The sequence below is a fragment of the Candidatus Sphingomonas phytovorans genome (genome assembly GCA_029202385.1).
Taxonomy (GTDB): Bacteria; Pseudomonadota; Alphaproteobacteria; order Sphingomonadales; family Sphingomonadaceae; genus Sphingomonas; species Sphingomonas phytovorans.
Genome location: CP119314.1, coordinates 5,140,662 through 5,165,645, shown reverse-complemented (window position 1 = coordinate 5,165,645; position 24,984 = coordinate 5,140,662). Strand labels below are relative to the sequence as shown.

At 65.1% G+C, this 24,984-nt stretch carries 21 protein-coding genes, 1 tRNA gene and 1 pseudogene; 15 read left to right on the top strand and 8 right to left on the bottom strand.

Annotated features, from left to right (window positions below; translation table 11 throughout):
• Positions 1-34 precede the first annotated feature (34 nt).
• Positions 35-1,915, top strand: coding sequence for an ABC-F family ATP-binding cassette domain-containing protein (locus P0Y59_23805; GenBank protein WEJ99882.1), 1,881 nt, complete (start codon positions 35-37; stop codon positions 1,913-1,915).
• A gap of 279 nt (positions 1,916-2,194) precedes the next feature.
• Here P0Y59_23805 and P0Y59_23800 read toward each other — a convergent pair.
• A tRNA-Leu gene (locus P0Y59_23800) sits at positions 2,195-2,279 on the bottom strand.
• 522 nt (positions 2,280-2,801) lie between these two features.
• Here P0Y59_23800 and P0Y59_23795 point away from each other — a divergent pair.
• Entirely contained in the window at positions 2,802-3,305 is a 504-nt protein-coding gene (locus P0Y59_23795; protein WEJ99881.1) for a MucR family transcriptional regulator, read from the top strand.
• Positions 3,306-3,562: 257 nt separating this feature from the next.
• Here P0Y59_23795 and P0Y59_23790 read toward each other — a convergent pair whose 3' ends face one another.
• On the bottom strand, positions 3,563-3,883 hold the full coding sequence (locus P0Y59_23790) for a multidrug efflux SMR transporter (GenBank protein WEJ99880.1): 321 nt from the start codon (positions 3,881-3,883) through the stop codon (positions 3,563-3,565).
• Positions 3,884-4,217: 334 nt separating this feature from the next.
• Between P0Y59_23790 and P0Y59_23785 the strand changes: the two genes are divergently transcribed.
• Positions 4,218-6,248, top strand: a complete 2,031-nt coding sequence (locus tag P0Y59_23785; protein WEJ99879.1) for a hypothetical protein — start codon at positions 4,218-4,220, stop codon at positions 6,246-6,248.
• Positions 6,249-6,305: 57 nt separating this feature from the next.
• Here the strand turns inward: P0Y59_23785 and P0Y59_23780 are convergent, their stop codons facing one another.
• Entirely contained in the window at positions 6,306-7,814 is a 1,509-nt protein-coding gene (locus P0Y59_23780) for a YifB family Mg chelatase-like AAA ATPase (GenBank protein WEJ99878.1), read from the bottom strand.
• Between the two features lie 119 nt (positions 7,815-7,933).
• Here P0Y59_23780 and P0Y59_23775 point away from each other — a divergent pair, with 119 nt between their 5' ends.
• The 8 genes from P0Y59_23775 (at position 7,934) to P0Y59_23740 (ending at position 13,478) form a co-directional block, all read left to right on the top strand.
• The gene (locus tag P0Y59_23775; protein ID WEJ99877.1) at positions 7,934-8,209 is read left to right on the top strand and encodes a hypothetical protein; all 276 of its coding nucleotides are present in this window, start codon (positions 7,934-7,936) and stop codon (positions 8,207-8,209) included.
• An 87-nt stretch (positions 8,210-8,296) separates the two neighbouring features.
• Complete coding sequence (rpmH, locus tag P0Y59_23770) at positions 8,297-8,431, top strand: 50S ribosomal protein L34 (GenBank protein ID WEK02672.1); 135 nt, start codon at positions 8,297-8,299, stop codon at positions 8,429-8,431.
• Complete coding sequence (gene rnpA, locus P0Y59_23765) at positions 8,428-8,754, top strand: ribonuclease P protein component (GenBank protein ID WEK02671.1); 327 nt, start codon at positions 8,428-8,430, stop codon at positions 8,752-8,754. The genes rpmH and rnpA overlap by 4 nt, the downstream gene beginning before the upstream one ends.
• Positions 8,755-8,896: 142 nt before the next feature.
• Positions 8,897-9,109 (top strand): membrane protein insertion efficiency factor YidD, encoded by a 213-nt coding sequence (gene yidD / locus P0Y59_23760; protein WEJ99876.1) that lies wholly within the window; start codon positions 8,897-8,899, stop codon positions 9,107-9,109.
• 45 nt (positions 9,110-9,154) lie between these two features.
• Positions 9,155-10,909, top strand: a complete 1,755-nt coding sequence (yidC, locus tag P0Y59_23755) for a membrane protein insertase YidC (GenBank protein WEJ99875.1) — start codon at positions 9,155-9,157, stop codon at positions 10,907-10,909.
• A gap of 3 nt (positions 10,910-10,912) precedes the next feature.
• Positions 10,913-11,554, top strand: coding sequence for a ribosome biogenesis GTP-binding protein YihA/YsxC (gene yihA, locus P0Y59_23750; protein ID WEJ99874.1), 642 nt, complete (start codon positions 10,913-10,915; stop codon positions 11,552-11,554).
• 72 nt (positions 11,555-11,626) lie between these two features.
• The gene (locus tag P0Y59_23745) at positions 11,627-12,757 is read left to right on the top strand and encodes a zinc-binding dehydrogenase (GenBank protein ID WEJ99873.1); all 1,131 of its coding nucleotides are present in this window, start codon (positions 11,627-11,629) and stop codon (positions 12,755-12,757) included.
• A 55-nt stretch (positions 12,758-12,812) separates the two neighbouring features.
• Positions 12,813-13,478 (top strand): glutathione S-transferase family protein, encoded by a 666-nt coding sequence (locus P0Y59_23740; protein WEJ99872.1) that lies wholly within the window; start codon positions 12,813-12,815, stop codon positions 13,476-13,478.
• A 33-nt stretch (positions 13,479-13,511) separates the two neighbouring features.
• On the opposite strand, the gene P0Y59_23735 is transcribed toward P0Y59_23740, so the two are convergent.
• On the bottom strand, positions 13,512-13,958 hold the full coding sequence (locus tag P0Y59_23735; protein ID WEJ99871.1) for a cupin domain-containing protein: 447 nt from the start codon (positions 13,956-13,958) through the stop codon (positions 13,512-13,514).
• 20 nt (positions 13,959-13,978) lie between these two features.
• On the opposite strand from P0Y59_23735, the pseudogene dapE reads away from it, so the two are divergent.
• Together dapE and P0Y59_23725 are read left to right on the top strand one after the other, a co-directional pair.
• Positions 13,979-15,122, top strand: a pseudogene (gene dapE, locus P0Y59_23730) (succinyl-diaminopimelate desuccinylase).
• A 109-nt stretch (positions 15,123-15,231) separates the two neighbouring features.
• Positions 15,232-16,374: an SET domain-containing protein-lysine N-methyltransferase gene (locus P0Y59_23725; protein ID WEJ99870.1), complete on the top strand. Its 1,143-nt coding sequence runs from the start codon at positions 15,232-15,234 to the stop codon at positions 16,372-16,374.
• Between the two features lie 4 nt (positions 16,375-16,378).
• On the opposite strand, the gene P0Y59_23720 is transcribed toward P0Y59_23725, so the two are convergent.
• The 4 genes from P0Y59_23720 to hrcA all read right to left on the bottom strand — a co-directional run bounded on the left by P0Y59_23720 (position 16,379) and on the right by hrcA (position 22,810).
• Positions 16,379-19,735, bottom strand: a complete 3,357-nt coding sequence (locus P0Y59_23720) for a PAS domain-containing protein (GenBank protein WEJ99869.1) — start codon at positions 19,733-19,735, stop codon at positions 16,379-16,381.
• 192 nt (positions 19,736-19,927) lie between these two features.
• Positions 19,928-21,151 carry a threonine synthase gene (locus P0Y59_23715; GenBank protein ID WEJ99868.1) on the bottom strand — a complete coding sequence of 408 codons (1,224 nt, stop codon included), beginning with the start codon at positions 21,149-21,151 and terminating at the stop codon, positions 19,928-19,930.
• Between the two features lie 43 nt (positions 21,152-21,194).
• Positions 21,195-21,746, bottom strand: coding sequence for a nucleotide exchange factor GrpE (gene grpE / locus P0Y59_23710; protein WEJ99867.1), 552 nt, complete (start codon positions 21,744-21,746; stop codon positions 21,195-21,197).
• 20 nt (positions 21,747-21,766) lie between these two features.
• On the bottom strand, positions 21,767-22,810 hold the full coding sequence (hrcA, locus tag P0Y59_23705) for a heat-inducible transcriptional repressor HrcA (protein WEJ99866.1): 1,044 nt from the start codon (positions 22,808-22,810) through the stop codon (positions 21,767-21,769).
• A gap of 694 nt (positions 22,811-23,504) precedes the next feature.
• Here hrcA and rph point away from each other — a divergent pair.
• Together rph and rdgB are read left to right on the top strand one after the other, a co-directional pair.
• Entirely contained in the window at positions 23,505-24,221 is a 717-nt protein-coding gene (rph, locus tag P0Y59_23700; protein WEJ99865.1) for a ribonuclease PH, read from the top strand.
• On the top strand, positions 24,218-24,841 hold the full coding sequence (rdgB, locus tag P0Y59_23695; GenBank protein ID WEJ99864.1) for an RdgB/HAM1 family non-canonical purine NTP pyrophosphatase: 624 nt from the start codon (positions 24,218-24,220) through the stop codon (positions 24,839-24,841). Before rph ends, rdgB begins: the two co-directional genes overlap by 4 nt.
• The last annotated feature ends 143 nt before the right edge of the window (positions 24,842-24,984 follow it).

Here is a 24,984-nt window from a genome sequence, read left to right as displayed (position 1 = left end):
CTAATATGCTGCGCTGCATGATAGTGGCGCCCGCATGCTGAATATCAATGGTATCACGGTGCGCCTCGGCGGGCGCACGATCCTCGACCGCGCGACAGCCACGCTGCCGCCGAAGAGCCGCGTCGGCCTGATCGGCCGCAACGGCGCCGGCAAGTCGACCTTGATGAAGGTGATGATCGGATCGATCGAGGCCGATGAGGGCGAGATCGAGATGCCGCGCAAGACGCGGATCGGCTATATCGCGCAGGAAGCGCCCAACGGCACAACCACGCCGATCGAAGCCGTGCTTGCCGCCGATACCGAGCGCGCCGCTCTGATGCACGAAGCCGAGGACTGCCATGATCCCGACCGGGTCGGCGAGATCCACGACCGGCTGATCGCGATCGACGCCTATACCGCCGAGGCGCGTGCCGCGCGCATCCTGGTCGGTCTCGGCTTCGACGAGGAGATGCAGGGCCGTCCGCTCGACAGCTATTCGGGCGGATGGAAGATGCGCGTCGCGCTCGCCGCCCTGCTCTTCTCCGAGCCCGACCTGCTGCTGCTCGACGAGCCCTCGAACCATCTCGATCTCGAAGCGACCCTGTGGCTCGAGAATTTCCTGAAGAGCTATCCGGCGATGATGGTCGTCATCAGCCATGAGCGCGACCTGCTCAACAATGTCGTCGACACCATCCTCCATCTCGAGGGCGGCAAGACGGTGATGTACACCGGCGGCTATGACAGCTTCGAGCAGCAGCGCGCCGAACGCGCCGCGCAGCTCGCCGCGGCCAAGGCGTCGCAGGACGCGCAGCGCGCCAAGCTGCAGGACTATATCGCCCGCAACAGCGCCCGCGCCTCGACCGCGAAACAGGCCCAGTCGCGCCAGAAGATGCTGGCGAAGATGCAGCCGATCGCGGCGATGGCGGAGGATCCGACGCTCTCCTTCGACTTCCCCAGCCCCGAGGAACTTCGCCCGCCGCTCGTCACGCTCGACATGGCGGCGGTCGGCTATACCGAGGGCAACCCGATCCTTCGGCGCCTGAACCTGCGGCTCGACCCGGACGACCGAGTCGCGCTGCTCGGCCGCAACGGCAACGGCAAGACCACGCTTGCCCGGCTGCTCGCCGCGCAGCTCACGCCGATGGAAGGCGAGATGACCGCGTCGGGCAAGATGCGCGTCGGCTATTTCACCCAGTATCAGGTGGAAGAACTCGACACCGACGACACCCCGCTCGAACATATGACGCGGATGATGAAGGGCGCCTCGCCCGCCGCCGTCCGCGCCCAGCTCGGCCGCTTCGGCTTCTCGGGCGCCAAGGCGACGACCAAGGTCGGCAAGCTGTCGGGCGGCGAGCGCGCGCGGCTGGCGCTGGCCCTGATCACCCGCGACGCGCCGCACATGCTCATCCTCGACGAGCCGACCAACCATCTGGACGTCGATGCGCGCGAGGCGCTGGTCCAGGCGCTCAACGCCTATGACGGCGCGGTGGTGATCGTCAGCCATGACCGCCACATGATCGAGCTGACCGCCGACCGGCTGGTGCTGGTCGATGGCGGTGCCGCGACCGAATATAATGGCAGCATGGAGGATTATATCGCCTTCGTGCTCTCCAGCGACGGTGCGAGCGGCGGCAGCGGTGCGGCCAAGACCAAGGTCAACAAGAAGGACGAACGCCGCGCCAATGCCGAGGCGCGCGAGAAGAGCGTGGCGTTGCGCAAGCGCGCCCATGAGGCGGAAGCGCTGGTCGCCAAGCTCTCCAAGCAGCGCAGCGCGATCGATCGCGCGATGTTCGATCCGTCGACCGCGGAGCCCTGGCTCGCCAGGATGAACATGAGCGACCTGATGAAGCAGCGCGCCGATGTCGCCGCCAAGCTGGAAACCGCCGAGGCAGCCTGGCTGGAGATCAGCGAGGAGCTGGAAACCGTCGAGGCCTGATCCGCACCGGCGCGGACCCCATGAACCCGGTCAAACCGGCCGGGATACCTTGCCGCCGGGACTGCTGACCGGAATGGGGGAATGCGCCGCCAGAACACCCCTGCCCGATATACGCGGATGGACGGTGACCGGTCTCACACGACATGCCGGCACGTCGCGATCACTTTATTGCCGCCCGGTTCTTCCGAAACCCCCGGCTCCCCTGATGAATTATCACACGCGCACCGAACGGCATTGAAGCTCACCGGGCCGGAGACGGCTGGTCAAGGATAGAAGAATTGGTGCGGGTGGTCGGAATCGAACCGACACTCCTTGCGGAACCGGATTTTGAGTCCGGCGCGTCTACCAGTTTCACCACACCCGCACGGTGCAGAACCCCACGTGCAGAGCGACTTGAGGTAGCAGGCAGCCCCCATACAACAGCAACGGCAGGATTTCCAAGTGATCTCGTCACCTCGCTGGCACCCAGGCGAGGATCGGCATTTTTGCACGCCCCACTCTTATTTCGGGTACCTCTTCCAGCAGGGGCGGCGAGCCACCCCGGCGCGTTTTCAACCCTCATCAAATCGTTGAAGCAGCCCATCCCTGTACGCTGTAATGAAGTTGCTTCGACATCTCGACAGAAGGTGGACTCCACCTCGGTGGAGATCAGGTTAGCTGCGTCAGGCGATCGTGAAATGTCCTCACCGGACAGTCGAGAATATGGTTGCCGACGCGTTGTTGTCATTCGCATCTAAGCCGATGGGCACCGACGGACTCCGTGCAGTTATGTCTGTCCCCCGCTCTTGCAAAAAAGACAGCGACAGATCGAAAAACAATTCATGCATTGCAGTTGACGGCACCGCCAATCGCGCTAATGGGCTATATATCCAGTTTGGAGGTAATTATGGCTGACGACACTTCAGATCTCAACGCAACCGAGCTCGCGACCGAGCTGACCATTGCGTGGCTCGGCAATCCCAATAACCGGGTGTCGGCTGAAGAAGTTCCGGCCTTCCTGCAGAAGATGCACGCGACCGTGACAGCACTCGCTAGCGCGACCACAGAGGAAACAGCACCGGAGGCAACGACGGAGCATGTTCCGGCCGTTACCGTGCGCAAGTCGCTCGCGTCGAAGGATCACATCATCTCATTGATCGACGGCAAGCCTTACAAGACGCTGCGCCGTCATCTTTCGGGCCACGGCCTGACGCCTGACGAATACCGTGCACGCTACGGCCTGAAGGCCGATTATCCGATGGTCGCCGAAACCTATTCGGAAGCGCGCCGTGCCATGGCCAAGAAGATCGGCCTTGGCCGCAAGCCTGGTCCGCGCAAGGCCCCAGCCGCCGCAACCGATGCGCCGGCCGGCCCCAAGGCACCGCGCGGCCGGCCGAAAAAGACCGTCTGAGGCACTTCTCGCTTACTAAGGAAGGGCGGGCAACCACGCGGTTGTCCGCCCTTCTTCGTTACAGGGCTCCCCCCACCTGGGAGATTCAGCGCGCAGCAGAGCCGGGCCAGTTGAGCATGTCGAAATCGCTGCACTCTGCGGTCGCGGCGAGTGTTGCGCGCGCACCAGCGAACACCGCTGCGGTCGAATCCTTGTTCAGACGTCGCGCGGACGAAGCGTTCAGCCGTTCTGGTCGGAACTGACCGGCAAGCCCTGTCTTACGCCGGCGACGCGTATTTCATCAGTGCGAGGCCGCTGATGATCAGGCACGCAGCGGCGATCCGCAACGGATTTGCCTGCTCGCCGAGGATGGCGACGCCCACCAGGAATGCACCGATCGCACCGATGCCGGTCCAGATGGTATAGGCAGTTCCAAGCGGCAGGGTCTTCATCGATACCGACAGCAGGCCGAAGCTCGCAATCATCGTGACGATCGTGATGACGGACGGCGTGATCCGGGTGAAGCCGTTCGACTGCTTCATGAAGAAGGCCCAGACGACCTCCAGGACACCTGCGACAACCAATAGAATCCAAGCCATGACGGCTCTCCTTTCAAAGAGCCGGGCCGTCCCGGACATGCTTCCCAACACGGGCGAGGACGTGGCCTCGGGGCCGATATCGGCACTTCCTACGTCGAGGTCAAGCCATCCGCCCGGACTGCCGCCTTTGCCCCGCGGATCGGGCCATAAGCCACCATTTTGCCTCCAACTTCGTTTCGCATGCGTCCCCTGCCTGCCTATGCTGGAAACGAGCGGGGGGATCTCACCATGTACGCCGGGGCAGCCCAATGTCTCCCGGGATCGCGAGACACCTTCAGCTCGAATTTTTCCGAACCGGCGCTCGCGGAGATGTCCGGATAGCAGGAGCAATATCATGGCCGCGACGACGCCCACCCCTTTGCCGACCCAGCAGCCAGTGGGCTATTCCGGCCTCTATCCGACGGCCGACACCGCCTGGAGCATTTCGAACGGTCAGGTGACGGTTGCGCCGGTAACTTCCGGCATTGCTGGAACGGCCGTCCCCTTCGTCTTCAAGGGCGTCCGCTACCAGCCGACGCCGCTCGACATCAACGGCGGCGCGGCCGGCACGCCGATGGGCGATTTCTACTATATCGGGATGAACGGCACTGGTCCCGACGCCACAACCATGATGATGTACCAGCCGATCTGGACTCGTGATGTCGGGCCGAACGGGCTGATCCGCCAGCTCGGTGCGAACAATATCGGCGTATATGGCAGCTTCAACATGCCGCCCTTCACCATGTCGAACTCGGACGGCTCCGGCACCGTGGTTTCCTCGGCCGGCAACAGTGCGATCGACTGGACCGCGCTCGGGCCGATCCGCTACGTCGAGGCAGGCGGCGTGGAGTATCCGACCTATATGCCGCAGGGAGCGGACGCCAAGCAGGCGCCGCCCTATTGGTATCATTATTGCCATGACGGCTTTCTTGACATGTGCTGGAACGACGGGGTCGATCCGATCTACGTGTTCCTGTCGGTCGGCGTGTCTACGGCAGCATTCTTCTCGTCGAACACAGCCCCGGCCACCGGCTATGAATATACCCAGGTCCAGCAATATTATCTCGATACGGCGACCTGGCTTGGCCAGAGCTATGGCCATCACCCGGCCCTTGCGGGATTTTACATCACCAACGAGACCAACCAGCCTGGACCCGCCGGCACGTACCAATATCGTGAATATTGGGATTTTCTGAACCGGGTCGGCAAGGCATTGAAGGCGGGGGCGCCCAACAAGCTCACCCTCGCGGCGATGCAGGACGATATCAGCACGCTGACGACTCAGCTGATGCAATATACCACGCCCCCCGTTCCGGGCGGCGGCGTGCCCGACACTCAGTTGCTCTATGTCGACAGCACAGGGCAGATCACGACGACCGCCACGAACAACCAGCCCGCTTATTCCACCGATATCTACGACCTCGACCTGTGGGGCTGGAATCTCTACGCGGCACCCGGCCCGACCACGCCGATCATCTCCTATCTCAGCCAGCGCAAGGCCGCGAACCTGCCGATGGCGCCGGTGGTGCTCAGCGAGATCGGCATTCCGCAAGCCATGCGTTACACTCAGGTCGCGGGCACCAGCTTCGGCACGATGGGTGGAAATGACCCCTATGTCGTCAATCCCAATGGCTATCAGGCGGTCTGGGGAACGACAGTCGCCGATCCGACCACCGACACACTCACGCTGCAACCCTATCTTCCCGGTACGATCCTTGGCCAGGAAAGCCTCGCGGTCGTCACCACGACCAATGCCTTGCGGACATCGTCGAGCTTCTTCACCGACAATCCGGGCTATAATGCTGGCGGGCTGGTCGCCTATGAAAGCGACACCGGCAATTATTATCTTTTCCAGGGCGTCCCGCAAAATCCGGACAGCCCGGGGTTGCCGGCACCAAGCTGGGTCCTGCTTGACGCGACGATCTACGGGACGCTGCTTGCTGACCTGATGGCATCGCCAACGCCGCTGGCGGCCGCGGGCCCCGCGGTGGCGCTCTATGCCTATCTCCAGGCGGCCAACGCCTATCAGGTAGGCAATAACGCGGTCGCTGCCGCAAACCAGCTACTCCAGGGTGTCCAGGTCTTCGAATTCTCCGACGAATGGTACAAATGGATGGACCCGTCAGTCACCGACCCGACCACGATCCAGACCGCATCCGGCGTCCACGATTTCCGCGACACCGCGATCGCCCCTTGGGGCCCGGCGAACGCGCAATTCTACACGACGTGGGAAGAGGAATGGTTCGGCCTCTGCTCAGTGTTGCCGAACGGCCGCAGCTCTACCGACCCCGCGATCAACACCTATGGCTGGCTTGCAGGCAATGGCGCCGATCTGCTTACGCCTCGCGCCAGCTACATGGTCGTGCAGCAGTTCTTCGGCCAATAGATCGGACTGCCGACGAGGGTTGATTCCCGGGGACGGCTGATGCGGCCGCCCCGGGTTTCAATTCCGCGGTGCCTGCCGACGATAACTGAGCGCCTCACCGACATGGAGGCGCCCTATCCCCTCGCTCCCCGCGAGATCGGCGATCGTCCGCGCGACGCGCAGGATGCGGGTGTAGCCGCGCGCCGACAGGCGCATCGCCTCCGATGCCTGGGCCAGCAGCTTGCGGCCCGCCTCGTCCGGCGTCGCGACTGCCTCCAGCAGCACGCCGTCCACTTCGGCGTTGGTACGGATGGGATGGTCGGCATAGCGTTTAGCCTGGATCGCGCGCGCCGCAGCGACTCGGACGCCGACCTCCTTCGATCCTTCCGACGGCGGCGGCAGGACGAGATCGGCCGCGCTCACCGCCTGTACCTCGACATGCAGGTCGATCCGGTCGAGCAGCGGCCCGGAAACCTTGGTCTGATAATCCGCCGCGCAGCGCGGGGCCCGCGAACAGGCGAGCGATGCATCCCCAAGATGGCCGCACCGACACGGGTTCATCGCCGCGATCAGTTGTACCCGCGCCGGGAAGGTCACATGCGCATTGGCCCGCGCGACGCTGATCGTGCCCGTCTCCAGCGGCTGGCGCAGCGAATCGAGCACCGCCCGCTGGAATTCCGGCAGTTCGTCGAGGAACAGCACGCCGAGATGGGCGAGGCTCACTTCGCCCGGCTTCACCTTCAGCCCGCCGCCGACCAGCGCCGCCATCGACGCCGAATGATGCGGCGCGCGGAATGGCCGCGTGCGGGTCAACCGCCCGCCGCTGAGCGTGCCGGCGACGCTCGCCACCATCGACACCTCGAGCGCCTCGGCGACATCGAGCGGGGGCAGGATGCCCGGCAGGCACGCCGCCATCAGCGATTTGCCCGCGCCCGGCGGGCCGACCATCACCATATTGTGGCCGCCCGCCGCCGCGATCTCCAGCGCGCGCTTGGCGGTTTCCTGACCCTTCACCTGGGCCAGATCCGGGCCGAATCCGACTTCCTCGATCTCGCCCGGCTGCGGCGCGGAGAGCAGGCCGTGGCCTTTGAAATGATTGAGCAATGCCAGGATGTCGGGCGCGGCCAGCACCTGTACGCCGCTCGCCCAGGCAGCTTCCGGGCCTTGTGCGACTGGGCAGACGAGCCCCTTGCCGATCTCCGACGCATGAAGCGCCGCGAGCAACACGCCAGGCGAGGAAGCCACCCGCGCGTCGAGACCCAGTTCGCCCACCACGACATAATCGGCCAGCGTCTCGGCATCGACCACGCCCATAGCCCCGAGCAGCGCCAGCGCGATCGGCAGATCGAAATGCGACCCTTCCTTGGGCAGATCGGCCGGCGACAGATTCACGACGATGCGTTTGGGCGGCAACGACAGGCCCATCGCCGCGATCGCGCCGCGCACCCGCTCGCGACTTTCCGCCACGGCCTTGTCGGCCAGGCCGACGACGTTGAAGGCGGGCAGGCCAGGGATCAGCTGGACCTGCACTTCGACGGCGCGCGCCTCGAGGCCGAGATACGCCACCGTCGATACGCTCGCGACCATATTGCCCCGTCTCCCCCGGAAGAGCGTTGTTCATACGCAGTTTTGTCCGGGAAGAAACCGGTCCCCGATCAGGAACAAGTGTCTTGTCAAACCAACACACCGAACCCACATCACACCTCATGCACAGGACACGCCATCCGACGATCCGCTTCTGCCTGTTCTGGCTGGGCGTCCTGCTGCTGATCGCGACGCCGCTCGTCGGCATACTCCCCGGACCGGGCGGTATCTTCGTCTTCGCAGGCGGGCTGGCGCTGATGCTGCAGAATTCGCGCTGGGCGAAACGGCAGTTCGTCCATGGCAAGCGCCGCTGGCCAAGGCTCGGCCGTTACGCCGACATGGGTCTCCGCCGTGCGAGCGCCCGCCGTCGCCGCGAGCGCGAGGCCCTCGAACGTTGACTAACCCGCACTCTTTGCCTAAGGGCACCCGCTACGAGGCCGTCCGCGTGGCGGCCCTTTTCTATTCAGACGACCAGGGAATGAACGATGAAGCGGACCTTTCAGCCGAGCAATCTGGTGCGCGCGCGCCGGCACGGTTTCCGGTCGCGGATGGCGACTCCGGGCGGCCGCAACGTGATTCGCGCTCGTCGCAATCGCGGCCGCAAGAAGCTGTCGGCCTGACCACTCTACGCATCCGCCGCGATTTTCTCGCGGCGAATGCGGGAAAACGCGCACCGATGCCGGGATTCGTCCTGCTCGTGCGTGATCGCGCCGATGGCGATCCATTGATGCGAATCGGGTACACCGTCACCAAGAAGATCGGCAATGCGGTTGTGCGCAACCGCATGAAGCGCCGCCTGCGCGCGCTCGCCCGTGACCTGCTGCCCGAATCGGGCATTCGTGGCGCGGATCATGTGCTGATCGGACGTAATGGTGGCATTGAACGCGACTTCGCCCAGCTCAGGGCGGATCTCGTCAAGGCGCTGACGAAGGTGGCGCGGTGACGAACTCCTCCCCCTCCGTCATGCCAGACTTGTTCCGGCATCCACTCTTCCGCAGGCGTAACGAGCGCATTTCGAGCGCTATGCGCGCTACACCGTGCGCCCCGAAACAAGTCCGGGATGACGAAGACCGGGGGTCCGCGGCATGCTGACCCGCCTCCTCGTGGCCCTTGTCCGCTTCTGGCAGATCGGTCCGTCAGTCATCCTGCCGCCGAGCTGCCGCTATCAGCCGACCTGTTCAAGCTATGCAATCGAGGCCCTTCGCCGCTATGGCGCGCTGAAGGGCGGGTGGCTGGCGGCAAGACGGATCGCGCGGTGCCATCCCTGGGGCGGGTTCGGTCACGATCCGGTTCCCTGAACAAATGCCGGATCAAACGCCTATCATGAGCGGGACATCACTCACGTGAATAACGACAACAAGAATTTCATCCTGTTCGCGGTGTTCGCCGCGCTGGTCCTGTTCGGCTGGCCGATCGTGACGGCGAAGTTCTTCCCGGCGGCCAACCCGCCCGTGACGAAGATCGAGCGCGGCAAGACCGAGATCGTCGCGAATCCCGGCGCAAGCCCGGCGGCAAACAGCAGCACCGCGACGCGTGATCGCAAGATCGTGCTGGCGGAATCCCCACGCGTGCTGGTCGAGACCTCGGAACTGAAGGGGTCGATCAACCTGAAGGGCGCGCGGATCGATGATCTGGTGCTGCTCAAATACAAGGAAACGATCGACAAGAACTCCCCCCCGATCCGGCTCCTGTCACCGTCCGGCACCAAGGACGCCTATTTTGCCGGCTTCGGCTGGTCAGGCGACGGTATCGCCGTGCCCGGTCCCGATACCGTCTTCACCGCCAGCGCTCCCGTCCTGAGCCCCGGCAAGCCAGTGACGCTTAGCTGGGCAAACCCGACCGGTCAGAAATTCGTGATCCGACTCGCGGTCGACGAGCATTTCATGTTCACGGCCGATCAGGCGGTCATGAATGGCGGTGCCGCCGCAGTGAAGGTTGCGCCCTATGCCCTTGTGTCGCGCGCCGGCCCGGGTGCCGATGTTGATACCTGGACCAACCATATCGGGCCGATCGGGACCTTCGGCAACGGCACCACCTACGACATCACCTATGATAATCTGCACGGCAAGGAGCCGAGCTTCTTCAACAAGATTTTCGGCAACAGTGGCCGACCCGGCGACAATTATTACGATACCGTGGGCGGTTGGGCCGGGTTCGGCGACAAATACTGGCTGGCGGCGCTGATCCCCGATCAGAAGGCAGCGGTTCATTCCGGCTTCCGCGCCACGGCCCCCGGAACCAATTTCCAGGCCGATGTGTCACGGGCTGCCGCGACCATCCCGTCCGGCTCGCAGATGATCACGACGACTCACCTGTTCACGGGTGCGAAGGAAGTGAACACGCTCGACCGCTATGAGGACACACTGAAAATCCCGCATTTCGGCAAGGCGATCGACTGGGGCTGGTTCGAGATCGTCGAAAAGCCGATCTTCAAATATCTCGACTGGCTGTTCCGCATGGTCGGCAATTTCGGCCTGGCGATCATCCTGCTCACGCTGACGATCCGCGGCCTGATGTTCCCGATCGCCCAGCGCCAGTTCGCCTCCATGGCTAATATGCGCGCGATCCAGCCCAAGATGAAGGCGCTGCAGGAGAAGCACAAGGACGATAAGACGCGCCAGCAGCAGGAGATCATGGCGCTGTACAAGGCGGAGAAGGTCAATCCCCTCGCTGGCTGCCTGCCGACCTTCCTCCAGATCCCGATCTTCTATGCGCTCTACAAGGTGCTGCTGCTGACGATCGAAATGCGCCACCAGCCGTTCGTGCTGTGGATCAAGGATCTGTCGGCGCCCGATCCGGCGACGATCCTCAACCTGTTCGGCTATCTGCCCTTCACGGTGCCCCATTTCCTGGCGATCGGCGTCATCCCGGTCCTGCTCGGCATCTCGATGTATTTCCAGTTCAAGCTGAACCCGGCCCCAATGGACGAGGCGCAGAAGCAGGTCTTCGCGCTGATGCCCTGGGTGTTGATGTTCGTGATGGCCCCGTTCGCGGTCGGCCTGCAGATCTACTGGATCACCTCGAACACGCTGACCATCCTCCAGCAGCGCCTGCTCTATGCGCGGCATCCGGGGATGAAAGTGGCGATAGCGAAATGACCCATGGCTGATCCCTTCGAACCCGACATGATCGAGGCCGCGCGAAAGACCTTCGCCGGCCCCGTCGCTTTCCTGAAATCGGCGCCCAAGCTGGAATTCCTGCCTGACGCGACCGTACCCGAGATCGCGTTCGCCGGTCGCTCCAACGTCGGCAAGTCGTCGCTGCTCAACGCGCTGACCGGTCGCAACGCGCTTGCCCGCACGTCGAACACGCCGGGCCGCACGCAGGAACTGAACTTCTTCGACGTGGGGGATCCCCTCGTCTTCCGGCTGGTCGACATGCCGGGCTATGGTTTCGCCAAGGCGCCCAAGGACGTCGTCAAGAAATGGCGATTCCTGGTCAACGACTTCCTGCGTGGTCGGCAGGAGCTCAAGCGTGTCCTGGTATTGATCGACGCCCGCCACGGCATCAAGGATGTCGACCGCGAGATTCTCGAGATGCTCGACAAGGCCGCCGTCAGCTACCGCATCGTCCTGACCAAGGCCGACAAGATCAAGCCAAGCGAGCTTGCCGAGATCACCGCGAAGACCGCCGAGGAAGTCCGCAAGCGGCCTGCGGCGCATCCCGATATCCTCGAAACCTCGAGCGAGACCGGCCTCGGCATCCCCGAGCTGCGCGCTGCTGTGATCGAGGCGATCGGCTGAACGGCATAATTCCCCCTCGCACTGCCTCCAATTCCGTTGCATATCGCTACCCATAAAAATGGGAGAAACGCGATGACCATCACGACCGGCCTGCAGATCAGTTCGCTGATCACCCCCGAAGGCGAGCTTCGCCTCTCGCTGGACGATGTTGCGATTCCCGCCCCTGGCGCCGACCAGATCGTCGTCCGCATGGAGGCGGCGCCGCTCAACCCGTCCGACCTTGGCCTGCTGCTCGGCCCGGCGGACCTGTCGACGATCGCGGCCAGCGGCACGGCCGAACGGCCGCTCGTGACCGCATCGGTCAACCCTGCTTTCCTCCCCTCGCTTCAGGCGCGGATCGGCGAGGCGATGGCGGTCGGCAATGAAGGCGCCGGCATCGTGGTCGACGCAGGCAACGATGCGAAGCACCTCATCGGCCGTACCGTCGCCGTGCTCGGTGGATCGATGTATTCGCAATATCGCGTCATGCGTGTCGCTGACGCGCTGGTCCTGCCTGAGGGCACCACCGCGGCACAGGGCGCCTCCTGCTTCGTCAATCCGCTGACCGCGCTCGCCATGGTCGAGACGATGCGCACCGAGGGTCATACCGCGCTGGTCCACACCGCCGCTGCCTCGAATCTCGGCCAGATGCTCAACCGAATCTGCATCGCCGACGGCGTGCCGCTGGTGAACGTCGTCCGCAGCGAAGCCCAGGCGAAGATCCTGACCGATATCGGCGCGAAATATGTCGTCGACAGCACCGCGCCGGATTTCCGTAACAAGCTTGTCGACGCACTGATGGAAACCGGCGCGACGCTCGCCTTCGACGCGGTCGGCGGCGGTCCGCTGGCGGGGCAGTTGATTGCCGCGATGGAGGTTGCCGCGACGCGAAAAATGACCTCGTACAGCCGTTACGGCTCAACCACCCACAAGCAGGTCTATATCTACGGCGTGCTCGACACGCGCCCGACCGAGATCGGCCGGAACACCGGCATGGCCTGGGGCGTGGGCGGATTCCTGCTCACCTATTTCCTGATGAAGGCCGGGCAGGAAACCGGCCAGCGCATGCGCGCCCGCGTCGCCGCCGAACTGACTACCACCTTCGCCAGCCACTACACCTCGGAAATCTCGCTTGCCGAGGCGCTGCAACCCGAGACGATCGCCGCCTATGCGCGCAAGGCGACGGGCGAGAAGTTCCTGATCAACCCGAACAAGGGCCTGTAACGACACGCCGGGCGTGGGAGTTGCCGCCCGCGCCCGGCCCGTCTATCCCCCGCCCATGCTCAAGCTCATCATCGGCAACAAGGCCTATTCCTCCTGGTCGCTGCGCGGCTGGCTCGCCTGCAAGCAGTCCGGGCTGCCCTTCGAGGAGGTGGTCGTGCCGCTGTACGATGCCGATTGGGACAAGCGCCGCGAAGGCGACGAGTTCGCTCCCTCCTCGGGCAAGGTGCCGATCCTGTGGGACGGCGATGCCGTGGTGTGGGACAGCCTGGCGATCATCGAATATCTCGCCGAAAAAACCGAGCGCGCGAAATTCTGGCCCGAGGACGACAATGCCCGCGCCATGGCGCGCTCGATGGCAGCGGAAATGCATTCGAGCTTCACTGCGCTGCGCCGCAAGCACAGCATGAACATCCGCCAGGTCTTCCCGCCCAAGCGGCCCGACGAGGACGTGCTCGCCGATCTCGGTCGTATCATGGAACTGTGGGCACAGGCACGCGCCCGTTTCGGCGGCGACGGCCAGTTCCTGTTCGGGGAGTTCGGCGCGGCCGACATGATGTTCGCGCCGGTCGTCACCCGAATCGTCACCTACAGCCTGCCCATCGCCCGCTTCGCCGCCGGCTATATGGACGCGGTACTGCAGCACCCCTTCATGCAGGACTGGATCGCCGGCGCGCAGGAAGAGGAATGGGTGATCGAGAAGTTCGAGGTGCCGGTCGCCTAATTCCACCCCAGGCAAGTCGGGGGTGGAATGGCGTTAAAAATCGCCGCCGTCCTTCCGCCGGAATCCCTTTCCGGAAAACAGGTGCATGTCGATGTCCGGGTAGTGGCAATCGGTTTCCGACGGCCGCCCGACCGCGACGAATACGCACACGGCGTCGCTGCGGTTCTGGAGCACATGACCGTTACCGTCGTCCTTCGGAAAGGCCGCGCAGTCGCCGGCGCGCATCACCGTCTCCCCATTGTCGTCGACCAGGACCGCTTCGCCGGCCAGCATCACGACGAACTCATCCTCGCCCTCGTGCCAATGCCGTTGCGAAGACCATGCGCCCGGCTCCAGCGTGACATGGCTCACCCCGAAATCGTTCAACCCCGATGCCGGCGCAAGGCGACGATACCAGCGGCCCTGGACCTTCTCGGAATGTGGCGACGGATAACCGGTCGCATTGGTCTGCGGGATTGTATCGAGATCGAGCTTGGGCAATGTCCCCTCCCATGGATGCCATGACCACAATGCCCGATGTCGTCGCCCTGACCAAGGCGCTGATCGCCTGCGAGAGCGTCACCCCCCGCGCGCGGCAGCGTGTTCGACGTGCTTGAGGCTGCTCTCGTACCCCTCGGGTTCCATGTCGACCGCTTCGTCGTCGGCGAGGCGCCGGACGGCCCCGTCGAGAACCTGCTCGCGGTGCGAGGCAATGGCGGCCCGCATTTCGCCTTTGCCGGACATCTCGATGTCGTGCCGCCCGGTGCGGGCTGGACGAGCGGGGCATTCGAGCCGGAGGTGCGTGGCGGCCTGCTCCACGGGCGCGGTGCGGTCGACATGAAGGGGGCGATCGCAGCGTTCGTCGCTGCGCTCGGCCAAGCGCCTGCCACGGGCACGCAGAGCCTGATCATCACCGGCGACGAGGAAGGCCCCGCCATCTTCGGCACGCGAGCGCTGATCGACCGAATGACCGCACGCGGCCTGAAACCGGATTTCTGTCTGGTCGGGGAACCTACGTCGGTTTCGCGACTGGGCGATATGATCAAGATCGGGCGGCGCGGTTCGGTCAACATCTGGATCGACGTGCCCGGGCGACAGGGGCATGTCGCCTATCCGCATCTCGCCGACAATCCGATCCCGAAACTGGTCGCTATCCTTGCCGAGATCGATGCCATCGTGCTGGACCAGGGCAATGAGTGGTTCCAGCCGTCTAACATCGAGGCGACTGATATCACCGTCGGCAACCCGGCGACCAACGTCATCCCGGCCCACGCCTCGGCACGTCTCAGCATCCGCTACAATGATCTGCACAAGGGTGAGGAACTCGCCGCGCGGATCGAGGAGATTGTCCACCGCCACGCCCCGGAGGCGACAATGCTCGCCCGTGTCTCGGGTGACGCGTTCCTGACGGCGCCGGGTGCGCTTTCAACGCTGATCGGCAATGCGATCGAGGCACGGCAGGGCATCCGGCCGGAATTGTCCACCACCGGCGGCACTTCCGACGCCCGCTTTCTCTCCGCGCTCTGCCCTGTGGTCGAGTTCGGCCTGATCAACGCGACGATGCACAAGCTGGATGAGGCAGTGGCGATCGACGATCTCACCGCGCTGACCGATATCTATGCCGATATCATCGGGCATATCGGCGGACTCGAATCCACCAGTTAAGCGATTCGGATGATTCGAGATTCGCCGCGACTCGCGGTGACTCCTGGCTTTTCGATGGACGAGAGTCGCACCTTGGCTTAAATACGGTTAACCAAAACGGTAACCGGACATGCCCATCGAACCCTGGTTCATTGTCGCGATCGTCTGCAGCCTGGGGGGGTATGCCGTCTATCTGACCGGCCTGCGCCGTCAGCTCGTGCAGCCCAATCGAGCCTCCTGGCTGATCTGGAGCGCGGCAACCGCGGTCGAGGCCGGCACCTATGCGGCGGTCAATCCGGGCGCGCTGCAAAGCTGGGTATTCGGTCTTGCCTCGATCGCCTGCGTCATCGTCACGCTCGGCATCTGGCGCCGCTCCAACTGGGCAGCGCCGTCGCGAGGCGAGCTGATCTGCATGGCGGCGTGCCTTGCCGCGCTCGCCGTCTGGATCGTCTCGAGCAACGCTTTCTGGGCGCATATGCTCGTCGTCGCGGCGGTGCCGGTCAGCTTCTGGCCGACCTGGGAAAGCGTATGGCAGGACCGCACCCGCGAACGCTCACCCGCCTGGGGCCTGTGGACGGTCGGCGATCTCGCCACGCTTCTGGTCGCGACCCGCAGCGGCGACCAGCATGTCGGCGAATATGCCTATCTGTTCGTCGAACTGGCCTGCCACGCCAGCGTCTGGTTCATGGTCGGCCTCGCCACGATCAACCCGCTGCGCTCGCTCGGCTTTCGCGACGGTCGTTTCTACATACTCGATGCCTATAGCCCGACCGCCAACCTGTTCTCCGTCGGCGAGACTCATCTGGGCAAGACGGTCTATGCAGCGCTCGGCTTCGCTGAGGGCGAGACGATCATCCGCTTCACCGGCCGCCGCTTTCGCGCCGACCGCATCCCCAGCCTGATGCGCGGATCGAGCGACCGCTTCGTGCAGGTGACGCCCGATCATTATATGGGCCCGTCAGGCCGGATCGACGACCTGATCAACCATAGCTGCGCGCCCAATGCCGGCCTCCGCTTCGCGGCGGGTAGCGTGTTCCTGGTCGCGGTGCGCGACATCGCGCCGGGCGAGGAGATCGCCTGGGACTATTCGACCACGCTCAAGGAATCGAACTGGCACATGATCTGCCAGTGCCGCAGCCCTGAATGCCGCCGCGTGATCGGCAATTTCGAGACGCTCAGCCCGGAACGGCAGGAATGGTTCCGCGCCCGCAACCTGGTCGCCCCCTATCTGCGGCGCAAGGACATGGTCGAGAAGCGGGACCGGGCAGCCTAGCCGTTCACACCCGCGCGATCATATCCCTGATCCGCGCCGCCAGCGCCTCCATCGAGAACGGCTTGGTCACCAGTTCCATCCCCGCGTCGAGCGGGCCGTCGCCGACCACCGCATTCTCCGCGAACCCGGTAATGAACAGCACCGGTATACCCGGCCGTGCCGCCCGGGCGGCATCCGCCACCTGCCGCCCGTTCATCCCGCCGGGCAGGCCGACATCAGTGACGAGCAGGTCGATCCGCGCATCGGACTGAAGCACGACCAGCGCCTCGGGCCCGTCGCCCGCCTCGATCGCCGCATAGCCCAGCTCGCCCAGGATCTCGGTCACCAGCATGCGCACCGCCGGCTCGTCATCGACCACCAGCACCGCCTCGCCCTTGTCGCTGCGCGGCGCCTCGCGCGCACCGCCGGCCTGGCCGTCATCGTCGATCGGACCGTCATGGCACGGCAGATACAGGCACATGGTCGTGCCCTGTCCGACCACTGACTGAATCCGCACCTGCCCGCCCGACTGACGCGCGAAGCCGTAGATCATCGACAGGCCTAGGCCTGTGCCCTGCCCCATCGGCTTGGTCGTGAAGAACGGATCGAATGCCCGAGCGATCACTTCCGGCGTCATGCCGGTGCCGGTATCGCCCACGCATAGCGACAGATACTCTCCGGGAATGAGGTCGCGTTCCTGCGCCGTCTTCTCGTCGAGCCTCACGCTGCCGGTCTCGATCGTCAGCCTGCCTCCGTCGGGCATCGCGTCGCGCGCATTGATGCACAGGTTGAGCAACGCGTTCTCAAGCTGGTTGGGATCGACGAGGGTCGGCAGTGCGCCGGCCCCCTTCACCACCTCGACCTGCACCCCCGGTCCGGCCGTGCCGCGAATCAGGTCCTCCATGCCGGCGACCAGCCGATTGATGTCGATCGGCTTCGGATCGAGCGGCTGGCGCCGTGCAAAGGCAAGCAGGCGATGGGTCAGCGCCGCGGCGCGCCCCGACGCCGTCTGCGCCGCGCCGATATAGCGGGACAGGTCGGCGATGCGGCCCTGCTTCAGCCGCATCTGCATCATTTCCATCGCGCCGGAAATGGCGGTCAGCAGGTTGTTGAAGTCGTGCGCCAGCCCGCCGGTCAGCTGGCCGACCGCCTCCATCTTCTGCGCCTGGCGCAGCCGGTCCTCAAGCTCGCGTTGCCGGGTGACGTCGACGCCCACCCCGATGGCGGTCTCGGGCAGGCCGGCCGCGTCGCGCAGCAGGTGGCTTCGCGTCATGATCCAGCGGACCGAACCGTCGGGCCGCAACAGGCGATACTCGATCTCGCCGTCCCCGATCACGTCGCGCGCATCGGCAATCGATTTCAGTACCTTGGCGATATCGTCGGGATGGATTCGTGCCAGCACCTCAGCCATCGTCACGCCGCTCGATTGCTGCGCCACATCGAACCCGTACAGCGTCGCGAAGCTCGTATCGCTGCTGAAGCGATCGGCGACCACGTCATAGGTCCACACGCCGACCCCATCCATCGCCTCCAGCACGAGCCGGGTCCGCTCCTCCGCCGCTAGCAGCACCTCCTGCCGGCGCCGTTCGTCGGTGACGTCGCGCGCCGTCGCATAGATTTTGCGGTCGACGACATTGTCTCGCCACGAGAGCGTGCGATATTCTCCCGTCCTGGTCCTGAACCGGTTCTCGAAACCCGCAATCGCTTCGCCCCGGGCAACTGCCGCAACCTGCTCCCGCGTGCGCTCGACATCGTCGGGATGGAGCATCCATGCCGAACGCTTGCCGACGATCTCGTCCGCGGACCAGCCGAGCACCCGGGTCCAGGCCGGATTGACGCTCTGCCAGACGCCATCCGCATCGGCGACGCCGAGAAGATCCTGGCTCACCTCCCAGATCCGGTCGCGCTCGGCGGTGCGCGCGACGACTTCCCCGACAAGGCTCTCGTTCATCGCGCGAAGTCCCGCGGTGGCCCGCACCCGCGCGACCGCATCCCAGCAGAGTTGCGCGGTTTCCTCGACCAGCGCGATCTCTCCCGGGGTCCATGCCCGCGGCTCTGCATGGCTCAGATAGAAGCCTGCTTCCCACCGTCCGTCGCGCACCAGCGGTACGCTGATCCCGGCCCGCGACCCGGTCGTATCGAGTGCCGCATCACTTGGCCGGAGCGCATCGGTCGGCGCGCTGAACACGAGAGTGCGCCCCGCGCGGATCACCTCGCCCAGTTCTACCCCGAAACTGGCCGACGGCACCGACCCGATCAGCGGGGGCAATCCGTCGGACCAGCACGCGCCGTAATGGATGACGGTGTCGTCGCTCACCTGGAAGAAACCCGCGCGATTCACCTTCAGCTGGCGCCCGACCGCTTCCGCGGTGAGTTGCATCACGTCGTCCGGATCCTGCTGCGTGCGTTGCCGCTCGACCAGCGCGAGGATGAACTCGCGTTCGTCCTTCGCATGGCGCAGCGCCGCCTCGTTCAGCTTGGCCTCGGTGATGTCGAGCGTGACGCCGGAAAAGCGCTCCGGCCTTCCGTCCGGGCCATTGCGGCTGCGCCCCTGCACCGCCAGCCAGCGCCCGGTGCCATCGGGCAGCGCGAGGCGATATTCGGTCGAGACCGGGCTTTCCTGCGCAAAGGCGGCCTGCATCACCTTGCTGAACGGCAGGTAATCGTCAGGATGGATATGCGCCATATAGGCGGAGGCTGGTGCCCCCTCTCGCGCATGCTTCGGATCGATGCCGTAAAGCCGCGCCATCCGTTCGTCGCCGACGACCGTGTCGCTGGCCAGATCCCATTCCCAGGTGCCGACATTGCCCGACGCATCGAGCGCCATGGTCAGCCGCTCCTCGCTCGCGCGCAGCGAGGCTTCGGCGAGCGCCTTGGCCGTGGTGTCATGGCCCTGGCTCATCACGCCCAGCACCACGCCGTTCTCGTCCCGGATCGGCGAGATGCTGTAGGTCCACCATGTATCGGTCGGCACGCCGTGCAGCACCATCGGAATATGCTGGTCGGCGGTCGAATAGCCTTCACCGGTCGAGAAGACGGTTTCAAGCCTGGAGCCGATCAGGTGCCAGCTATCGTAGCGCACGTCAGCGCCCCGCTGGCCAAGCGCCGAGGGATGCCGCTCCGCGATCACCGCCGCGGACGCGTCGTTGTAGAGCAGGCGAAGCTCCGGGCCCCAATAGAGCGCGATCGGGAAGCTCGAATGGAGGCAGAGGCTGACCGCGACCTTGATCGCCAGCGGCCAGTCCTGCGGAGGGCCGAAGGGGTGTCCCGACCAGTCGAACGCGCGAATCCGCTCGCCCATCTCGCCGCCGCCATCGAGAAAGCCGAGCGCCGGCTTCGTCGCCGGGGCGGGTTGCGCATCTTGAACAGAAGCCTTGGGCATCAGGTCTCGCAGCGATTAAGCACCGCGGCCAGCATGTCCGGCCGCTGTGACCGTGCGCACTGGTGCGGCGCCTGTCAACAATCCCCGGTGGCGTCTGCCGACCCGCATTCTTACATCGGCACCGGCGGCACCCCCGCCATGAAGTGTCTCAGGAAGCACCGGGACGAGAACCGCGGCCAGGTGACCTGAACCTCACAGTGCGGCGAGGTCGATCTCCGAATGACGGTCGAGCGCCGCGTTTGCCTCGGGCATCGGGTATTTCAGGCCCGTTGCGCAGTTGAACAGCACGACGTGCTCGTCCTCGTCGACCAGCCCGGTGCGCAACGCCTCCTTATAGGCAGCGAGCGTCGCGCCGCCTTCGGGGCAAAGCAGGAGTCCGTCCTTCCTGGCTGCATCGTCAACCGCCTTCAGGATCGCCGGATCGCCTACCGCCACGGCCTGCCCGCCACTCTCGCGTACAGCCCGCAGGATCAGGAAATCACCCACCGCCCTGGGCACGCGGATGCCGGCCGCGACCGTCGCCGCGTCCTCCCAGCGTTCCGCATGTTCCTCGCCCGCCTCGAACGCGCGGACGATCGGTGCACAGCCCGAAGCCTGAACCGCGAACATGCGCGGGCGCTGCGATCCGATCCAGCCGAGCTTCTCCATCTCGTCGAACGCCTTCCACATGCCGATCAGCCCGGTGCCGCCGCCGGTCGGATAGAAGATCGCGTCGGGCAACTTCCAGCCGAACTGGGAAGCCAGTTCCAGCCCCATCGTCTTCTTGCCCTCGATCCGGTACGGCTCCTTGAGGGTCGAGAAATCGAACCACAGCCCTTCCGCCGCACCCTTGCCGACGATCGCCCCGCAATCGTCGATCAGCCCGTTGACGCGGTAAACGCGCGCGCCCTGCAACGCGATCTCGCGCACGTTGATCTCGGGCGTATCATCGGGACAGAAGACGATCGTCTCGATCCCGCAGCGCGTCGCGTAGGCGGCGAGCGCCGCGCCGGCATTGCCGTTGGTCGGCATCGCGATCTTCTTCACGCCAAGCGCCTTGGCCATCGACACCGCCATGACGAGACCACGCGCCTTAAACGATCCGGTCGGCAGCCGCCCTTCGTCCTTGACCAGCACGTTCGGCCCGCCCGAACGCGGGATCGGCACGAGCGGCGTCTCGATCTCACCCAGGCTGACCACGTCGCGGGTCGCGCGCACCGGCAGCAGTTCGCGCCAGCGCCACAGGTCGGTCGGGCGGGCGGCGACCATCGCCCGCGGGATCATCGCGCGGAGCATGTCGAGATCGTAGCGCACGAGCAACGGCCGCCCGACACGCGACAGGCCGTGAAGCGTGTCGGCCTCGTAGCGCTCGCCGGTCATGGAGCATTCGAGGTGGGTGACGAAGCTGGCGCGGTCGGTGGTGAGATTGTCGTTCACATGCACCCCTTGCTCCTCCCTTCGAGGGAGGAGCTGTAGAAATTCAGTCCGCCTTCTTCGCCACGCCGACCAGCGCCGGGCGCAGCAGGCGATCCTTGATCATGTAGCCCGCCTGCATTTCCTGGACGATCGTGCCGACCGGCTTGTCGCTCGGCAGCTCGAACATCGCCTGGTGGAAATTGGGGTCGAGCGTCTCACCCAGGGTGCTCATCTTCTTGATGCCGTGGCGCTGGAACACCGATTCGAGCTCGCGGCCGGTCGCTTCGAGGCCGGTGATGAGGTTCTTGAGCTTCTCGTCCTCGCGCAGCTCGGCCGGGATGGCTTCGAGCCCGCGGGCGAGATTGTCGGCGACCGAGAGCAGGTCGCGCGCGAACGCCGTGGCCGCATAGGTTCGTGCGTCAGCCGCTTCCTTCTCGGCGCGGCGACGCACATTCTGCGCCTCGGCATGGGCATAGAGCAGTCCCGATTTCGCCTCGGCCAGTTCGGCCTCGAGCTTCGCCACGCGATCATGGTCGGCAAGCTCGGGAGCAGCCTGGGCGGTTTCCTCGCGCAGGTCTTCGGCGGTGGGCGATTCGATCTTTTCGTCTTCAATCATCTTGGGTCGCTTCGATCCTGTTATGGCATGAGCCGCGCCAGTGTCGCGGCAGTGAAATCCACCATGGGCACGACGCGGGCATAGTTCAACCGAGTCGGGCCGATTACGCCGACCACGCCGACCACGCGTCCATCCAGCCCGCGAAAGGGTTTCGCAATGACGGATGATCCCGAAAGCGAGAATAATTTATTCTCGGCGCCGATGAAGATGCGGGTCGCATCACCGGCACCGGCACTGTCGAGCAGCCGCGCGATCTCCTGCTTGCCCTCGAGATCGTCGAGCAGATCGCTGATCCGCTCGAGGTCAGCGGCAGCGGCGGCATCGATCAGCCGGCCCTGCCCGCGCACGATCAGCACCGGGCGGCGATTGCCGTCCTCGCTCCAGATCGCAAGTCCGCGTTCGACCAGCGCGCGCGCGACATTGTCGACCAGCGCGCGCTCCTCTCCGATCTCACGCTCGATCCGGGCGCGAGCCTGGGCAATCGTCAGGCCGGAGAGCATCGCGGTCATGTAGTTGCCCGCCTCCACCAACGCCGACGGGGATACGCCCGCGGGTAGATCGATCACGCGATTCTCGACCGCCCCGTCCTCACTCACCAGCACCGCCAGCGCCTTGTCGGCCGACAAGGGCACGAAGCTCATCTGGCGCAGCACCAGTTCGCGCTTGGGCACCAGCACCAGCCCGGCGCAGGCCGACAAGCCGGAGAGCGCCGCAGTGGTCGCGGCCAGCGCTTCCTCGACCGGCCCGACCTGCGACACGCGCGATTCGATCGCGGCGCGCTCCTCGGCCGACGGTTCCAGCGCCTGCATCATCCCATCGACGAACAGGCGAAGCCCGATCTCGGTCGGCAACCGCCCCGCGCTGGTATGGGGTGAGGCAAGCAGCCCAAGCTCCTCAAGATCCTGCATCACATTGCGGATCGAGGCAGGCGAAAGATTGAGGCCAGATAGATGCGCGATGGTGCGCGACCCGATCGGCGTGCCCGTATCGAGATAGCTTTCCACTACAACGCGAAACACGTCGCGCGCGCGATCGTTGAGCTCAGTGATGGGCGGGGCGGACATGGGTGTCATGTAAGGAGCAAGGATGCGCGTCTCAACACGGCTTGTCACCCCGTCAGTCTTCACCATTCGGTAACGGAGGCGGTTTGACCCGCTCTGAGGCGCCTGCCGTTGATCGGATTTATGCGCGCGGCGGCCAGCGCGGAGAACAAGGTATGGCGAACGCGCTGATCTTCGTAGCAGGCTCTCAGGCGTGATGACGCTACGCTACCGCGCCACTCGATGTCATAATGACTTACGCCGCGACGAATCCCACCCGAGACCGGACTCCCATACGCGTTGAGTCTTTGGTACACGTGGCAGGGTCGCCCGAACTGACGATCCCCGACAGGCCGTATTTTGGCCAGTCGCTGCCTGAAGTCGGCAAGTTCGGAGGCGCCAACAGCATATCGGTCGGTCTCGATGGCTTCCTCCCCACCCGGCTCGAAAGCGCGCCGCGTGACACTACCGTCAGTCGCGATACTCACCGAAAAGTCAGGGCAAAGCCCCAGGCAGAGATTGTGGATTGTGCGAATGCGAACGGTGACCGTGTCTGAAGGCCGCTGTGCCTGCGCCAATGCCGCCGTCGAACATATCAACGACGCCATCGCCGCTAGGACCCAAATGCGCACCATATTGTCTCCATGACCGCCACCAAGACTGGCGCGTTCTCCCTGTCGCGTCTAGGTGGCAGGGCCCAGTTCCAGGAGATTCCAGAATGCGCCCATCAGGCCGCACCCCCGATCAGATGCGCACGATCACGATCGAGCCGCGCTTCACCCGCCATGCCGAAGGCTCAGTGCTGATCGGCTTCGGCGACACCAAGGTGTTGGTGACCGCCTCGGTCGAGGAGAAGGTGCCTCCCTTCCTGCGCGGCAAGGGCGAAGGCTGGGTCACGGCCGAATATGGCATGCTGCCCCGCGCCACCCATACGCGCGGCCAGCGCGAGGCGGCCAAGGGCAAGCAGTCGGGCCGTACCCAGGAAATCCAGCGGCTGATCGGCCGTAGCCTTCGCGCCGTCACCGACATGAAGCTGCTCGGCGAGCGCCAGATCGTGCTCGATTGCGACGTGATCCAGGCCGATGGCGGCACCCGCACCGCCTCGATCTCGGGCGCGTGGGTCGCGCTGCGGCTCGCGATCGACGGGCTGCTTGCCTCGGGCAAGCTCACGGTCGATCCGCTCAGCCAGAAGGTCGCGGCGATCTCCTGCGGCATCTATAACGGCACGCCGGTGCTCGACCTCGACTATGACGAGGATTCGAACGCCGACGCCGACGCGAACTTCGTGCTGCTCGAGAACGGCAACATCGCCGAGGCGCAGGCCACCGCCGAAGGCGCGACCTATGACGAGGAAGCGCTGCTCCGCCTGCTCCGCCTCGCCCGCATCGGCTGCGCGGACATCTTCGCCGCCCAGGCCAGGGCAGTCGCGAAATGACCGACGAGGTCCAGCCCCAGGCGATCCGCAAGCTTGTCCCCGGCAAGCTCGTCATCGCCAGCCACAACCCCGGCAAGGTGCGCGAGATCCTTGAGATGCTCGGGCCGTACGGGATCGAGCCGCTGTCGGCCGCGGCGCTGGACCTGCCCGAGCCGGAGGAGACCGGCACTACCTTCCTCGCCAATGCCGAGCTGAAGGCGCTTCAGGCAGCAGACCTGACCGGCCTGCCGGCGCTGGCCGACGATAGCGGCCTGTGCGTCGATGCGCTGAACGGCGATCCGGGGATCTTCTCCGCGCGCTGGGCCGGCGAAGGCAAGGACTTCAAGGTCGCGATGCAGCGCGTCAACGACGCACTTGAGGCGACCGGCCCCGACGCCAGCCGCGATGCGCATTTCATGTGCGTGCTCGCGCTCGCCTGGCCTGACGGGCATGTCGAGTGGTTCGAGGGGCGGGTCGACGGCAGCCTGACATGGCCACCGCGCGGGACCGGCGGGTTCGGGTACAACCCGATCTTCGTGCCCGAGGGCAGCGACCAGACCTTCGCCGAGATGCCTGATGCGAAGAAGGCGATCAGCCATCGTGCGCGGGCGTTCGACGCGATGATGGCGGCGGTGCTGTAAAATTCCCTCTCCCAACGGGAGAGGGAGGGAGCAGCAAAGCTGCGGAAGGGTGAGGGTGATGCGCGCCTTGGCAACTGACGTCGCCCTCACCCTTCCCACGCCTTCGGCGCGGGCCCCTTCCCTCTCCCGCCGGGAGAGGGATT